The 14,644-nt window shown below is 70.7% G+C and carries 14 protein-coding genes; 5 read left to right on the top strand and 9 right to left on the bottom strand.

Going from position 1 to position 14,644, the window contains the following annotated elements:
• Positions 1-52: 52 nt before the first annotated feature.
• From ispF to EV139_RS08740, 3 genes are all read right to left on the bottom strand, one after another.
• Entirely contained in the window at positions 53-520 is a 468-nt protein-coding gene (ispF, locus tag EV139_RS08750) for a 2-C-methyl-D-erythritol 2,4-cyclodiphosphate synthase (protein ID WP_130453920.1), read from the bottom strand.
• Complete coding sequence (gene ispD / locus EV139_RS08745; RefSeq protein ID WP_130453919.1) at positions 517-1,281, bottom strand: 2-C-methyl-D-erythritol 4-phosphate cytidylyltransferase; 765 nt, start codon at positions 1,279-1,281, stop codon at positions 517-519. Before ispD ends, ispF begins: the two co-directional genes overlap by 4 nt.
• 127 nt (positions 1,282-1,408) lie before the next feature.
• Complete coding sequence (locus tag EV139_RS08740; protein ID WP_130453918.1) at positions 1,409-1,894, bottom strand: CarD family transcriptional regulator; 486 nt, start codon at positions 1,892-1,894, stop codon at positions 1,409-1,411.
• Positions 1,895-2,062: 168 nt separating this feature from the next.
• Between EV139_RS08740 and EV139_RS08735 the strand changes: the two genes are divergently transcribed.
• Positions 2,063-2,656 (top strand): DNA modification methylase, encoded by a 594-nt coding sequence (locus tag EV139_RS08735; RefSeq protein ID WP_130453917.1) that lies wholly within the window; start codon positions 2,063-2,065, stop codon positions 2,654-2,656.
• Positions 2,657-2,879: 223 nt separating this feature from the next.
• On the opposite strand, the gene EV139_RS08730 is transcribed toward EV139_RS08735, so the two are convergent.
• The 3 genes from EV139_RS08730 to EV139_RS08720 form a co-directional block, all read right to left on the bottom strand.
• The gene (locus tag EV139_RS08730; RefSeq protein ID WP_241989005.1) at positions 2,880-4,643 is read right to left on the bottom strand and encodes a bifunctional 3'-5' exonuclease/DNA polymerase; all 1,764 of its coding nucleotides are present in this window, start codon (positions 4,641-4,643) and stop codon (positions 2,880-2,882) included.
• A 132-nt stretch (positions 4,644-4,775) separates the two neighbouring features.
• Positions 4,776-5,468 (bottom strand): response regulator transcription factor, encoded by a 693-nt coding sequence (locus EV139_RS08725; RefSeq protein ID WP_130453916.1) that lies wholly within the window; start codon positions 5,466-5,468, stop codon positions 4,776-4,778.
• Positions 5,468-6,715 carry a sensor histidine kinase gene (locus tag EV139_RS08720; protein WP_130453915.1) on the bottom strand — a complete coding sequence of 416 codons (1,248 nt, stop codon included), beginning with the start codon at positions 6,713-6,715 and terminating at the stop codon, positions 5,468-5,470. The genes EV139_RS08725 and EV139_RS08720 overlap by 1 nt, the downstream gene beginning before the upstream one ends.
• A gap of 135 nt (positions 6,716-6,850) precedes the next feature.
• Here EV139_RS08720 and phoU point away from each other — a divergent pair, with 135 nt between their 5' ends.
• From phoU to rlmB, 3 genes are all read left to right on the top strand, one after another.
• Positions 6,851-7,492: a phosphate signaling complex protein PhoU gene (phoU, locus tag EV139_RS08715; protein WP_130453914.1), complete on the top strand. Its 642-nt coding sequence runs from the start codon at positions 6,851-6,853 to the stop codon at positions 7,490-7,492.
• Positions 7,493-7,555: 63 nt separating this feature from the next.
• A complete protein-coding gene (gene cysS / locus EV139_RS08710; RefSeq protein WP_130453913.1) occupies positions 7,556-8,995 on the top strand; it encodes a cysteine--tRNA ligase in 1,440 nt (479 codons plus the stop codon).
• Entirely contained in the window at positions 8,992-9,999 is a 1,008-nt protein-coding gene (rlmB, locus tag EV139_RS08705; protein ID WP_130453912.1) for a 23S rRNA (guanosine(2251)-2'-O)-methyltransferase RlmB, read from the top strand. Before cysS ends, rlmB begins: the two co-directional genes overlap by 4 nt.
• 36 nt (positions 10,000-10,035) lie before the next feature.
• On the opposite strand, the gene EV139_RS08700 is transcribed toward rlmB, so the two are convergent.
• Positions 10,036-10,611, bottom strand: coding sequence for an Rv3235 family protein (locus tag EV139_RS08700; RefSeq protein ID WP_130453911.1), 576 nt, complete (start codon positions 10,609-10,611; stop codon positions 10,036-10,038).
• 195 nt (positions 10,612-10,806) lie between these two features.
• On the opposite strand from EV139_RS08700, the gene EV139_RS08695 reads away from it, so the two are divergent.
• Positions 10,807-12,318 (top strand): sensor histidine kinase, encoded by a 1,512-nt coding sequence (locus EV139_RS08695; RefSeq protein ID WP_130453910.1) that lies wholly within the window; start codon positions 10,807-10,809, stop codon positions 12,316-12,318.
• An 84-nt stretch (positions 12,319-12,402) separates the two neighbouring features.
• On the opposite strand, the gene EV139_RS08690 is transcribed toward EV139_RS08695, so the two are convergent.
• Together EV139_RS08690 and EV139_RS08685 are read right to left on the bottom strand one after the other, a co-directional pair.
• Positions 12,403-12,816 carry a hypothetical protein gene (locus EV139_RS08690; RefSeq protein WP_130453909.1) on the bottom strand — a complete coding sequence of 138 codons (414 nt, stop codon included), beginning with the start codon at positions 12,814-12,816 and terminating at the stop codon, positions 12,403-12,405.
• Positions 12,813-14,603, bottom strand: coding sequence for a PspC domain-containing protein (locus EV139_RS08685; protein ID WP_130453908.1), 1,791 nt, complete (start codon positions 14,601-14,603; stop codon positions 12,813-12,815). The genes EV139_RS08690 and EV139_RS08685 overlap by 4 nt, the downstream gene beginning before the upstream one ends.
• Between the last annotated feature and the right edge of the window lie 41 nt (positions 14,604-14,644).

Genomic DNA, 14,644 nt, shown 5'->3' with positions numbered 1-14,644 from the left:
GTCACAGCCGGCGGACCCTGCGGCTGCGGCGCGCACCGCGCGCCGATCCGCGCTAGGCCTGTTCGATCAGCGCCGTCGCGATCGCCGCGAGCCCCTCGCCGCGGCCCGTGAAGCCGAGGTGATCCGTGGTGGTCGCCGCGAGCGACACGGGGGCACCCACCAGCTCGCTCATTGCCTGCTGCGCCTCAGCGCGACGCGCGGCGAAGCGGGGCCGGTTGCCCACGATCTGCACGGTCACGTTGACGGGCCGCCACCCGGCCGCGGCGAGCCGGTCGAGGGCGAGGCGCACGAAGCCGGTGCTCGCGGCTCCGGCCGTGCCGGGCTGGTCGACGCCGACCAGCTCGCCGATATCGCCGAGGCCGGCCGCGGAGAGCAGCGCGTCAACGACGGCGTGGCACACGGCGTCGCCGTCGCTGTGCCCCGAGAGCCCCGGTTCGCCCGGCCAGTCGAGCCCGGCGAGGCGCAGCGGGGAGGCCTCATCGTAGGCGTGCACGTCAAAGCCGTTGCCCACCCGGATCACGCCTCGACCTCCAGGCCGATCACGTTGGCGGTGAGGAAGTACTCGAGGATTGGCAGATCCTCCGCCGTGGTCAGCTTGTGCGCGCGGAGCTCGCCCGGCACCGTCCGCACCCGTGCGCCGGCGCGCTGCACCACCTCGGCGTCGTCGGTCGGCAGCGTGTCTCCCGGCTCGTCGGGCCGGGCCGAGTGCGCCGCCTCGAGCACCTCGCGGCGAAAGCCCTGCGGCGTCTGCACGGCGACGAGCGGCGCCCGGTCGACGGTCTCGTGCACCACCCCGTCCGCGTCGACCCGCTTGAGCGTGTCGGAGACGGGCAGGGCCGGGATCACCGCGTCACCGGTGCGGCGCACCTCCGCGGCGACGCGCTCGAAGAGCTCGGCGCTCGCGAACGGCCGCGCCGCGTCGTGCACCAGCACGGTGTCGACCGAGTCGGGGAGCGCCGCGATCCCGAAGCGCACTGACTCGTGGCGCTCGCGTCCGCCGGCCACCACCGAGACCGTCCAGCTCGAGTCGCGCGGCAGGATCTCGTCGACGAGCGCGAGGGTCTGTGCCGCGCGCGCCTCCGGGATCACGACCGTGAGGTGCCCGGTGTGCGGCAGGGACGTGACCACACCGATGCCGAACTCGATGAGGCTGCGGCCGTGGAGCTCAACGAAGGCTTTGGGCACGTCGGCGCCGAGCCGTGTTCCTGAGCCGGCTCCGACGAGGATGACGCCCAGCGTCGCGAGGGGGCGGGTGGCGGGATCGTTCGTGATCGCGGTCATGCGTCCAGGGTACTCCGCGGGGCAGGCCGGGGGCGGATCCGGATCGATCCGGCGCTCGGGTGCCCGGAAACGCCGAACGCCCCGCAGGAGCTGCGGGGCGTTCGGGTGAAGACGGTTCGAAACCGAGCTAGGAGGCGAGCACCTCGTCGAGCACGGCCCCGGCCTTCTCTTCATCGGTCTTCTCGGCGAGCGCGAGCTCGGAGACGAGGATCTGCCGCGCCTTCGCGAGCATGCGCTTTTCGCCGGCGGACAGCGATCGCACTTCCTGATCGCGACGCCACAGATCACGCACGACCTCAGACACCTTGATCACGTCGCCGGAGGCGAGCTTCTCAAGGTTTGCCTTGTAGCGGCGCGACCAGTTCGTCGGCTCTTCGGTGAAGGGGGCACGCAGCACTTCGAACACGTGCTCGAGGCCCTCCTGGTCGATCACGTCGCGTACACCGACGAGATCGCAGTTCTCAGCGGGGACCTCAATGGTGAGATCGCCCTGGTTGACCTGCAGCTTCAGAAAAAGTTTTTCCTCGCCACCCAGCTTGCGTTTCTTCACCTCGATGATCTTGGCGGCGCCATGGTGGGGGTAGACAACGGTCTCTCCGACCTCAAATTGCATCGAGTGGCTCCTTTACAGTCCAACCATTAGAATACCACACCGCTTCCGGCATGGGTTAGGCTTACCTAAGCTGCGGCCGCTTCGCGGGGGTGAGTATGATTGGGAATGACTGTGCGCACCCGATTCGGGCGCTGCACTCACGAATGAACCACAGCTCGGAGGACCACCTTGAAGATTCGGATTGCCTCGTCCATCGCGATTGCGGCGGCCCTCGCGCTTGGCGCCACCGGGTGCAGCCTGATTGCCCCGCAGGGGACGCTTGAGCACTACGCGCCCAGCGACGGCATCGATGTGACGATCGCGAATCTCGACGTGCGCAACATGATGCTTGTCGCCGACGAGAGCGGTGAGAACTTCAACGTGGTGTTTGGCGCGGTGAACCTCACGGGCGCGGAGCAGGATCTCGCGATCAGCTTTACCAGCGAGGGGGCCCAGAAGGCTCGCGCTGAGTTCACGATCCCCACGGGGAACACCCTCTTCGGCAACCCCGCCGGCGAGGAGACCCCCGTGCTTGTGACGATCCCGGGCGCAAAGCCCGGCGCGACGGTCGACGCGTACTTCCAGAAGACCGGCGAGGAAGAGGTGCGCCACAGCATCCCCGTACTCGACGGCACCCTCCCGGAGTACCGGGACTACGTACTCCCCACGGGCTTCTCGGAGGCCGACGTGAAGTCGTCCGAGAAGAAGCTCGAGGCCGAAGACGAGGCGGCGTCGCAGTCGACCACGAACGACGACCAGGAAGCCACCGAAGAGACGAACTAGTCGATTCGAGCGGTAGCAGAGCGTCCCCGGGCCACAGCGGCCCGGGGACGCTCTGCGTTGTGCCCCGTGCGCGCGGTATTCGCTCCCGGCGCGAGCTGCCTCGCGTCTGAGCTGCCTCGCGTCTGAGCTGCCTCGCGTCTGAGCTGCTTCGCGTCTGAGCTACTTCGCGTTTGGGCTATTTCGCGTTTGGGCTATTTCGCGTTTGGGCTACTTCGCGTCTGGGCTACTTCGCGTCCGAGCGCTCGGCGATCTTGAGGTCGAGCGGGAAGTCGATGGGCGCCCCGGGGAACAGCAGCTCCCCGGCGTCCGCCGCCGCCGCGGTGATCGCCGCCGCGACGGCGTCTGCCTGCTCGGCCGGGGCGTGCACGATCACCTCGTCGTGCAGGAAGAACACGAGGTGCGCCCGGCGCTCGAAGACGGCGCCCGACGCGCGGGCGGGGGCGACATCGGAAGCCACCGGGAGCGCCGCAAGCCTGCCGCGGAGCCCGCCGAGCCAGGCGAGCGCCCACTCGGCGGCGGTGCCCTGCACGATGAAGTTGCGGGTGAAGCGCCCGAGCTCGCGCGCCGCGCGCCGCGCCCGCGCCTCGTCCGCGGGGGTGGCCCCCGGGAGGCTCGCCGCGGCCTGCTCATCGAGCCACTCGCGCGCGGGCGACGGAGAGGTACGGCCGAGGCGGGTGGCGACCCGCCCGCCCGTCTCGCCCGTGGTCGCGGCGCGGTCGAGGACCCCCATCGCGGTGGGGTAGGCGCGCCGGAGCCGCGGCGCGAGCCGGCCGGCCTCGCCGGTCGTGGCACCGTACATGGCGCCGAGCACGGCGTACTTGGCCTCCTCGCGGGTGGCGACCGCGCCGGTCGCCACGATCCCCGAGTACAGGTCGGTGCCGCGCGCGGCGGCGGCGAGGGCCCGGTCGCCGGCGTACGCGGCCAGCACGCGCGGTTCAAGCTGCGCCACGTCGGCGCTGACGAGCCGCCAGCCCGGATCCGCCCGGAGCGCCGGGCGGAGCTGGCGGGGGAGCTGGAGCGCCCCGCCGCCGCTCGACGCCCAGCGCCCGGTGACCACGCCGCCCGGCACATAGACGGGGCGGTAGCGGCCGTCGTGCACCCACTCGTCGAGCCAGGTCCACCCGTTCGCGGTGAGGAGCCGCGCGAGCTTCTTGTAGTGCAGCAGCGGTGCGATCGCCGGGTGCTCGTGCTCCATGAGCTCCCACTGCGACGTGGATGCGACGTCGATGCCCGCCCGCCGCAGCGCGCGCACCAGCTTGGGAGGGGAGTCGAGGCTGGCGCTCGGGTCCCCCAGCGCCGCGCGCACCTCCTCGCCCACCGCGACCATCCGCGCCGGCTTCGCCCCGGGGGCGGGCCGCGGGCCGAGCTCGGCCTGGAGCAGGCGGTCGTGCTCCGCCGTGTCCCAGGGGAGCCCGGCCGTGGCCATCTCGATCGCGATGAGCGCGCCAGCGGACTCCGCGGCGAGGAGCAGCCGCAGGTCGCCTCGCTCGCCAGACGCGGCCCGCTGTCGCGCGAACTCGGCGAGCCCCGCCGCGGTGTCGTGCGGCACCGAGTCGGGATGCGCGGCCGGGATGGCGAAGTCGAAGAGCGTGGCCTCCGGCTGCACCGGCGCCGTGGGGAGCGCTGGGCCCGCGTCCCACTCGGGCGCGGCGCGGAGGGGAGCGGGGTCGGCTACCCGCTCGGAGCCCGCGAGGATCGCGTGGCTCAGTCTGAGGTCGTGGCAGCGCGACACACACACGCCGGCGTCGAGCAACCGTGGGTACCAATGCGGGGTGTCGCTCCACACCCAGCGCACGGTGCCCGCCGCCTCGCGCGCGGCGACGAAGGCGGGGAACGCGGCGGGGTCCAGCTGCACGGCGTCGCCCGCGGCCCCGACGCTGTCGAGCGGCACGGCGGTGATCCCGCCTGCCCCGGACTCGCCGAGCAGCCACCACGCGGGCGCGACCGGCGGCGTGGGGGGAGCGGCGGGAACTGCGGGAGCGGGCACGCGCTCAGGCTATCGGCACCCACCGACACCGATGTTTCGCGTGAAACCGCCGGGGGTCCCGCGGCCCGGCCGCACCGCCCCGTGCCGCGCTACGCCCGGCGGTTGGCAGCGCTGCGGCCCCGCGCGCCGGGGCTATCCGAAGCGGTAGCCGACCCCGCGCACGGTCGAGATCAGCTTCGGCTGTGACGCCTCTTCTTCAATGCGCGCGCGGATGCGCTTCACGTGCACGTCGAGCGTCTTGGTGTCGCCGTAGTAGTTGCTTCCCCACACGCGGTCGATGAGCTGCCCGCGCGTGAGCACCCGGCCGGAGTGCCGCATCAGCATCTCGAGCAGTTCAAACTCGCGCAGCGGCATCGCGATCTCCTCGCCGCGCACGGTGACCGAGTGCCGCTCCGAGTCGAGCCGGATCCCCAGCTCGTCGAGCACGAACGCGTCCACGTTCTCGCGCTCCTCCTCGGCGGCGCCGGTGCGTCGCAGCGCGGCGCGCACGCGCGCGAGCAGCTCGCGGGTCGAGTACGGCTTGGTGATGTAGTCGTCGGCGCCGAGTTCAAGCCCCACCACGATGTCGATCTCGCTGTCCTTGGCGGTGAGCATGATGATCGGGACCTGCGAGGTGAGCCGGATCGCGCGGCACACCTCGGTGCCGGGCAGGCTGGGCAGCATGAGGTCGAGCAGGATGAGATCCGGCTGCGCCGTCGCGAACGTGGTGAGCGCGGCAGCGCCGTCGTCCACGACCGTCACGCGGTACCCCTCGCGCTCGAGGAGGAAGGCGAGCGGACGGGAGATCGATTCCTCGTCTTCAACGAGCAGGATGTGCTGTGCCACTACTTGGTTCCCTTCGGGGAGGATGCTGCCGGGGCAGCCGGGTTCGTATCAGCGGTGCGGGCGTGCGCTGCGGCGCGCACGGCCCGCTTTGCGCGCTTGATCCGCTTGGCGTTCTTTGCGGAGCCGCCGGTCTCGTGGAGCGGGAAGGAGAGGGTAAAGCTCGACCCGACCCCGGGCTGCGACCAGACGTCGACGTCGCCGCCGTGCGCGCGCATGGTGTGCCGGGCGATGCTCAGGCCGAGGCCAGTCCCGCCGTCGCCACGGGTGCGGGCTCCGTCGACGCGGTAGAACCGCTCGAAGATGCGGGGCAGGTGCTCCGGGGCGATGCCCTCGCCCTGGTCGGTGACGGTCACGGTGAAGCGGCCGAGTTCCGAGCTCATACCGATCCCCACGCGGCCCCCAGCGGGGGAGTGCCGGATCGCGTTGCTGAGGAGGTTCGCCACGGCCGAGGCCAGCGATGTGGGGCGGCCGAGGATGATCGGCTCCTCGCCGGCGCTCGAGTCGTCGGTAATCACCAGCTCCACGTCGTGCTGCCCGGCAAAGGAGCGGTGCGAATCGACCTCTCCGCGCACCAGGTCGCGCAGCGAGACCCGCTCGCGATCCTCCGGGCGCAGCGCCGACTGTGCCTCCGAGAGCTGGATGATGTCGCGCGAAAGCTCGCCGAGCCGGCGCGACTCCTTCACGAGGCTCTTCGAGAAGTCGCGCACCAGCTCGGGCTCGTCCGCGGCCTGCTGCGTGGCCTCGGCGAGGAGACCGATCGCCGCGATCGGGGTCTTGAGCTCGTGGCTGACGTTCGCGATGAAGTCGCGGCGCATCGCGTTTACCCGCTGTTCCTCCCCGAGATCCTCCGCGAGGATGAGCACGAAGCGCGGCTGGAAGCGAACAATGTGGATCCTGACGGTGTCCGCCGGGTTGTTCGGATCTGGCTCGTGCGTGTCCGGCACCCCGGTAGACATCACGCGGCGCACACTGCCGAGGAACTCCGGATCGGCGAGCTCAACGTCGCCGACGTGACGCTCCTCGCGTGCGGTGCGGTTCGCGTACACGGGGGCCAGCGCCGAGTCGAGGATCACCGCGAACGTGTCGATCTCGTCGAGGATCGACGTGGCGACGTCTGGCAGTTCGGGGCGCATTTCCGCCGCGCGGCGCAATCCTGCTCGACGGGCCCCCACGATTGCTACCGTGGTACCAGCGCCGATCAGCACGCCGAGTGTGATCGAGGTGAGCACGAGCGAAGCCGGGTCCATGTCTCTCATCGTAGGGGGGTGTTTTCCTGAAAGAGCAGAGTTCAACTGTTGTTCACCTGCCGGTGCGGCACGGTTTACCGGCGCCGCGCACACTGGTGAGGGTGCCCGGAGGCGCGAAATCAGAGAGGAAACCGCATGCGTGAAGTGTTTCAGCAGTCGCTGCGTGAAGTTCAGGAACGACTGGTCAAGATCGCGGAGCTCGTCGAGGACGCGATCGAGAACGCGACGAGCGCGTTCGGCAACTCGGACGTGGCAATCGCCGAGAAGGTGATCGACGACGTCGAGGAGATCGAGGCGCTCGCCGCAGAGCTCGATCTGCACGCCATCGACATCCTCGCGCGGCAGCAGCCGGTCGCGTCGGATCTGCGCCTGGTCGTTGGTGCGCTCCGAATGAGCGCGTCGCTCGAGCGCATGGCCGACCTCGCGCAGCACATCGCGCAGCTCGCGCGCTACCGGTACCCGGAGAGTGCGATCCCCAAGGGGCTGACTAAGACGTTCGTGCGGATGGCCGCGCTCGACGTTGAAATGGCTGCGAAGCTGGTGGAGCTGCTGCGCACGCAGGAGCTCGACGTGGTCGCCGAGATCCGCGATCTCGACGACGATCTCGACGAGCTGCACGCCAAGGTGTTCGAGAAGGTGCTCAGCGACAAGCTCGCGAACAACCCGACCGGCGTGGTCGACGCGACCCTCGCGAGCCGCTACCACGAGCGCTTCGGCGATCACGCGGTCAGCGTCGCGAAGCAGATGCAATTCTTCCTGAGCGGTTCGCTCGACTAACGCCCGAGGCGGCGGTCGCGTGCGGCTCGGGGCCGGCGCGACCGCGGACGCTAGGCTTACAGCGTGAAGCAACGCATCTACGATTCTCGTGCGCAAGCGGTCGTCGACTTCGAACCCCGCGAGCCGGGCCGCGTGAGCCTGTACGTGTGCGGTCCGACGGTTCAGTCGGCGCCGCACATCGGTCACCTGCGCAGCGTGCTCGTGTACGACCAGATGCGGCGATGGTTCGAGGCGACCGGGCTCGACGTGACGATGATCCGCAACGTGACGGACATCGACGACAAGATTCTTGATCACGCGCGCGCCGGCCAGGAGGCAGGTGGCACCGAGGAGTGGTGGGCGCTCGCGTATCGCGTGGAGCGCGAGTTCACCGCGGCGTACGACGCGCTTGGCGTGCTGCCCCCCACCTACGAGCCGCGCGCGACCGCAAACATCGCCGAGATGGTCGCCCTGATCGAGCGCCTCATCGAGCGTGGCCACGCCTATCAGGCGGGCGACGGCTCAGCGAGCGTGTACTTCGACACCGCGAGCTGGCCCGAGTATGGCGCGCTCACGCGGCAGCGCCGCGACCAGATGGAGGATGCCGCCGACTCCGAGCCCGTGGGCAAGCGAGATCCGCGCGATTTCGCGCTCTGGAAAGCGCACCGCGGCTCCGAGCCGGAGTCTGCCTCGTGGCCCTCGCCGTGGGGTCGCGGTCGCCCCGGCTGGCATATTGAGTGCTCTGCCATGGCGTCGCGCTACCTTGGCGCCGAGTTCGACATCCACGGCGGCGGCCTCGACCTGCGCTTCCCGCACCACGAGAACGAGCTCGCGCAGTCGCAGGCGGCCGGCGACCCGTTCGCGCGACACTGGATTCACAACGGCCTCGTCAACACGGGCGGCCAGAAGATGTCGAAGTCGCTCGGCAACTCGCTGTTTGCCGCGGATCTGCTCGCGCAGGCGCGGCCGATCGTGCTCAGGTACTTCCTCGGCTCGGCGCACTACCGCTCCGTGCTCGAGTACTCGGAGACCTCGCTCGCCGAGGCCGAGGCCGCGTTCTCGCGCATCGAGGGGTTCCTTGCGCGGGCCGCCGAGGCCGGCGTGGACCTGGCTGGGGCCGGAGCATCCGGCGGGGCCAGCCCTGAACTTCCCGCCGAGTTCGTGGCCGCAATGCGCGACGATTTTGCGCTGCCGCAGGCGCTCGCCGTGATCCACCAGACCGTTCGCGCGGGCAATTCGGCGCTCGATGCGCGCACCGAACAGGATGCTGCCCAGATTCACGCGTATACTTATCAGATTCTTGGCATGCTCGATGTGCTCGGCCTCAACCCCAACGATGCTCATTGGGCGGCCGCGGAGCGCACCACCGCGCTCGACAGTCTCGTCTCGGACCTTCTCGAGCAGCGATCTGAAGCCCGTGCGAGCCGAGACTTCGCCAAGAGCGACGAGATCCGTGACGCACTGCACCGTGCGGGCATCTCGCTTGAAGACACACCGACTGGAACACGCTGGAGCCTGACATGACGAATAAGAAGAGCCGTACCGGAGCTATCCGGAAGAAGGGGCTCGGCAAGGCTGTCGGGTCCGGCGGGCAGGGGCGACAGGCCCTGGAGGGCCGCGGGCCCACCCCGAAGGCGGAAGACCGCGAGTACCACGCCAAGTTCAAGGCGAAGAAGTCGCGCGAGCGCTACGACGCCGCGAAGGCCCGCTACGCCGAGCGCTCGGGGCAGACCCCCGAGCGGGGCCGCGGCTCCGGCAGCGGTCGCAAGAAGGAAGAGGCTGAGCTCGTCACCGGGCGCAACGCCGTGGTCGAGGCGCTGCGCGCGCGGATCCCCGCGTCCACGCTCTACATCGCGTCAAAGGTTGAGATGGACGACCGGATGCGCGAGATCCTGCGCTTGGCGACCAACCGCAACGTGCCCGTGCTCGAGGTGATGCGCCAGGAGCTCGATCGCATGACGGAGCGCGACACCGTGCACCAGGGCGTGGTGCTCAAGGTGCCGCCGATGGCGTACGCACACCCCATGGAGATGCTCGACGAGATCATCGACCGCGACGAGGTGCCGCTGATTGTGGCGCTCGACGGCGTGACCGACCCCCGCAACCTCGGCGCGATCATCCGCTCCGTCGGCGCGTTTGGCGGGCAGGGCGTTGTCGTGCCGCAGCGCCGCTCGGCGGGCCTCAACTCCGCCGCGTGGAAGACCTCGGCCGGCGCGGCCGCCAGGATCCCCGTCGCGATGGCGTCGAACCTCACGCAGACGATCAAGGAGTTCAAGAAGCAGGGCGTGTTTATCATCGGCCTTGACGGGGACGGCGACGTGTCGCTGCCCGGGCTTGAGCTCGCGGATCGCCCGCTCATGATCGTGATCGGCAGCGAGGGCAAGGGCCTGTCCCGGCTCGTGACCGAGACGTGCGACGCCGTGGTGTCGATCCCGATCCACGACGTGACCGAGTCGCTGAACGCCGGCATCGCGGCGAGCGTTGCGCTCTACGAGGTGTCGCGCCTGCGCGCGAACCCCGAGGCGTAACCGCCGGAAGCGCGGATCACTGGCGGGCGACGCACCTCACAATACTGTGAGGTGCGTCGCCCGCCAGTGTGTTCCCAGGAGCTCGAACCGCAGCGCCACCGCGCTCGTCCGGCCGCGCGCGTGCAGCACCACCGTGGCCTCGATCACCCCGGGCCGTGGCTCGCTGAGGTGCGCGGGACCCGGTGTGGCCACGATCACCCGCTGATCGCCGTAGAGGGTGCGGCGCTCCGTGCGCGCGGTGCGGCGCCACTTGAGCGTGCGGGCCACCTCCGGGGTGACGGCTCCCGCGAGCTGGCCGAGCGCGCGGGTGCCCTCAAGCACCTCGAACGCGGCGAGCGCGAGGCGCTGGATCCTGGCCGGCGTCGGCGCGAGATCTGGCGGGCGCTCGCCGGGGACCGGGAGCACCACCGCCGGGGCGTGCGCTGCCGGGTTCGCCGGGACCGCCTGGAGGTGCCCGGCCCGCCGCCGCGGCCCGAGGCCCCGCTGGGCGCCGGCGCCGCGCTGCGTCCCCGTTCGCTGCGTCGCCGTGGCGCCCCGCTGCGGTGCGGTGTTCGGGGCTGGCGTGCGCAGCGCGGCGGCAGGCACAGCTGAGTGATGGGCGGCGTGGGGCACAGGGGGTCCTTTCGGCTCTCCCGGGTGTGACGCGCCGTGCGTTCCCCCACGTCGCCCGCGTGCTTCGGGATTGAGATGTGTGCTGCCCACCATATGAAAGTCCAATTGGTGCCGGTCAAATAGCGTTTGCGTCCAGGTCGTTCATGACCGGAGTGCGAGCCGCGCACGAGCCGCTTCGTGCTCTACGCTGGGGACGTGGCCACTCTCAGGAACCTTGCGACGAAGTACTCCTCCCTCAGCGAGGAGGAGATCGAGTGGCTTGAGCTGCTCACCCTCGACTGGCAGCTCCTCGCAGACCTCGCGCTCAGCGACGTGGTGCTGTGGGTGCCGTCCGACACCGGCGAGTATCTCGCGGTCGCACACAGCCGGCCAGCCGGCTCCGTGACGCTGTTCTACCGCGACGTGATTGGCGACTTCCTGCGCTCGGACTGGCGCGCGCTCGTGGACCAGACCATGGAGAGCGGCCAGCGGGTCACCTCGACGTCTCCCGCCTGGTACGAGGAGAACCCGATGCGGCTCACCGCGTACTCCGTGAGCCGGCTCGACGAGCATGGCGCGGTGCGCGGCCCGTTCGCGGTCGTGACGGTGCACACGAGCGTTGCAGACACCCAGCCGGCCTCTCGCATCGGGGCCGCGTTCCGCGAGGTGGCCGACGACCTCTTCGGCATGATCCAGGCAGGCCTGTTCCCCATGAAGGGGAACGCGCGCGGTGGCGAGCAGGGATCCCCGCGTGCTTCCGACGGCCTGGTCCGCGTCAACCTCGACGGCGAGGCCACTTTCGCGAGCCCGAACACGCAGACCACCTTCACCACGCTCGGCTACCGCGACGAGATCGAGGGCGAGAATTTCTCCGAGGTGATCGCTGAGATCGTCAAGGGCCAGTTCGACACGAACGAGTCGCTTCCGCTGATCGCCCAGGGCAAGATCGCGAAGCGCGTGGAGATCGACACCAACGGTCGCACGATCACGCTGCGCTCGATCCCCGTCTTCCGCGACGGGGCGCGCGTCGGTGGGATCGTGCTCACCCGAGACGTGACGGAGCTGCGCCAGCAGGCGCAGGAGCTGATCACCAAGGACGCGACGATCCGCGAGATCCACCACCGCGTGAAGAACAACCTGCAGACCGTGGCGTCGCTGCTGCGTGTGCAGGCGCGCCGCGCGCGCAGCGAGGAAGCCAAGGAAGTGCTCGGTCAGGCCATGCGTCGCGTCGCCGCGATCGCCGTGGTGCACGACACGCTCGCGACCGGGCTGTCGCAGATCGTGAGCTTCGACGAGGTGTTTGACCGCGTGCTCGGCCTCGCCGCGGAGGTGGCTAGCCTGCACGGCACCACGGTGCACCCGCACAAGGAGGGCTCGTTCGGCGAGCTCCCCTCCGAGTACGCGACGCCGCTCGCGCTCGCGCTCACGGAGATCGTGACCAACGCGGTGGAGCACGGGCTCGCCGGCCGCGAGGGTGAGGTGTTCATCCGCGCCGATCGCACCGACGAGCGGCTCACCGTCGAGGTGGTCGACACCGGGACCGGCCTGCCGGGCGGCACCGTCGGCGATGGTCTCGGTACGCAGATCGTGCGCACGCTCATCGAGGGCGAGCTCGGCGGAAGCATTGTGTGGGCGCCCGACGCCGGCGGCGGGACCCGCGTGGCGATCCAGATCCCGCTGCACTGGATCTCAACCCAGACGCGTGAAATCCCGCGCATCAGAACGTAGCGCGGCTCAGCACGCGGAATTGCTCACGGCTCCGGCGGGGCGCATCACCGGATGCGTCCCGCCGGAGCCGTGTTCGCGCGCGTCCTAGCGCCGTCGGTTGCGGATGATCACCGCGGCGCCCACCACGAGCAGGATCACGCCGAGCCCGATGGTGGTGATCGTGAGCCAGGCCACCCCGTCGAGCTCGCCACCGCCGAACACGAGCTGCACCACGTACCCGCAGAACGCGAGGATGAGTGCGCCCCACACGATCGGCCCGGTCCTGGGGCCGGTCCTCGTGGGCGGGAGTGGCCGCGGCGGTGCCGCCGCCGCGGCTCCGACGTGCGACCGCGGTGCCGCCTGCGGCTGCGGCTGCGGTGCTGCGGTCTGCGGCTGCGATACGTCCTGCGGTTGCGGTGCGGCCTGCGGGAGCGCCGGTTGCGGTGCGTCCTGCGGTTGCGGTGCGGCGTCCCCAGCGGGGTCCCCGCCGGACGGCTGCTGCGTCGGTTCGGAGCTCATCGCGCCACCTCCAGGGTCTTCAGCTCGGCGAGTAGCTCATCCCGCTCGCGTTCAAGTGTGGCAGTCTCCCGCGTGCTGAGGCCGGGCTTCTCCAGCTGCCACTCGATCTCCGCGATCTGCTCGTCGAGTTCGGCCTGCGCTCGGGACACCCGTGCATCGTCTCCGCGCCCGGTGCCGGACGCGGGCGGCGGCGTCGCGGTGGTGGTGGCGACGCCGTCGACCGAGACGCGGCCGGCGAGGAGGTAGACCACCACGCGGCTCGGCTCCTCGTCGAACCTGGAGCCTGTCTCTTCCGAGAGGTTCGCCGTGAAGGTGTGGCCCAGCAGCGGACCGGCGCGCAGCGTGCCCGCGGTCCCCTCCTGGTCGATCGCACCACCCAGCACGCGCACATCAACGATCGTCGGGGCCGATTCGGGCAGGGTGACCGAGACGTTTCCGGCGAGCTGCCAGGTGGTCAGCTCGGTGCGCTCGGTGGGGGCGGAGTCGAGGCTGCGCAGGTCGATCTCGGTGTTCCCGCCGAGCAGCACGGCGCCGGGGACCGTACCCGCTGTAACGCGCATGGTGCCGAACGGCTGCAGCTGCGAGCCCCAGGGGAGCACGACCGTGGTGAGCAGGGCCACGACGCCGCACGCGGAGAGGAACCCGATCCAGCCGGTGTGCTTGCCGCGCACGCCGGCCACGATGAGCGAGACGGCGCACACGGCGAGCGCCGCGACCAGCGCCGCGATGAGCGCCGCGGGGGCCGCACCGTTGACCGTGAAGTCGAGGTTCGCGCCGAGCGCCCAGACCGCCGTGAGTCCGCCCGCAAGCAGCGCGAGCGCCAGGGTGATGATGGTGTGACCGGCGCCGAGCCGGTACGTGTCGTGGCGCTCGGCGTAGCGCACGCTCCACTCGTCGGCCTGTTTGCCCACCTCGGCGCTCCACCGCGTTGCGGTGTCGCCGGCGCGCTGGCCCCAGTCACCTGCCCGCTGGCCCCAGTCGCCCGCACGGTCGCTGAGTCGCTGCGCGTACTCTTCCGTGCGGTCGGCGAAGGCGCGCGTCTGCGCTACGAACGGGTCTCCCGGCGCAGCCGCGGGATCGTCCGCGGGAGGCCCGCCCGGTGCGGCACCGGGGCCCGCTGCCGACGGTGCGGCCTCGGGCTGCGGCGGGGCCGCACCCTGCGGGGCGACTCCGCCCGGCCCCTGCGTGTGCGCCCGGGGCTGCGGCTCCCAGAGCGGCGCCGATCCCGCCGGCGGTGTCTCAGCGCCGGGATTCGCGGCGCGATCCCGGCCGCGCTTCAGCATGACTCGACGCAGCCAGAGCCCGCCGACCACGAGGATCGCGATCCAGATCAGCCACGCGATGGTGGCGCTCAGCCAGCTCGGCAGACCGATCCAGCCCCATGCCCCCCAGCCCCAGATGCTGAACGGGGTGCCGGCGCCCGGGATGATGAGCGAGAACAGTGCCGGGATGATGACCACGGCCGCGAGCACAATCGCGGCGGTCACGACCCCGGCGTGCGCTCGCCCCCGGACGATGTCCTCCACGTGGATCCGACCCGTGAAATCGGGCAGGAGCAACCAGCCGACGATGTAGAGCAGGATGCCCGGGCCGCCGAGCAGCGCGAGCACCACGAAGATGCCGCGAATGATCAGGGGATCGAGCCCGGTCTTTGCCGCGATACCGCCGGCGACGCCCGCAAACCAGCGGTCGGAGCCGCGCACGATGCCGAGGTCGCGGAGCCAGGAGAAGAACGCTGTCCCCGGGGGCGTGCCGCCGGGACGATCAGTGTCGGGTGAGTGGTTCATGTCTTCGAGTCTGGCGGAGGGCCGCACCGGCGGCTATGGGG

The organism is Leucobacter luti, assembly GCF_004217175.1.
Lineage (GTDB): Bacteria > Actinomycetota > Actinomycetes > Actinomycetales > Microbacteriaceae > Leucobacter > Leucobacter luti.
Note: the sequence above shows the minus strand (reverse complement) of the source record. Positions and strands in the feature narration are given on the sequence as shown.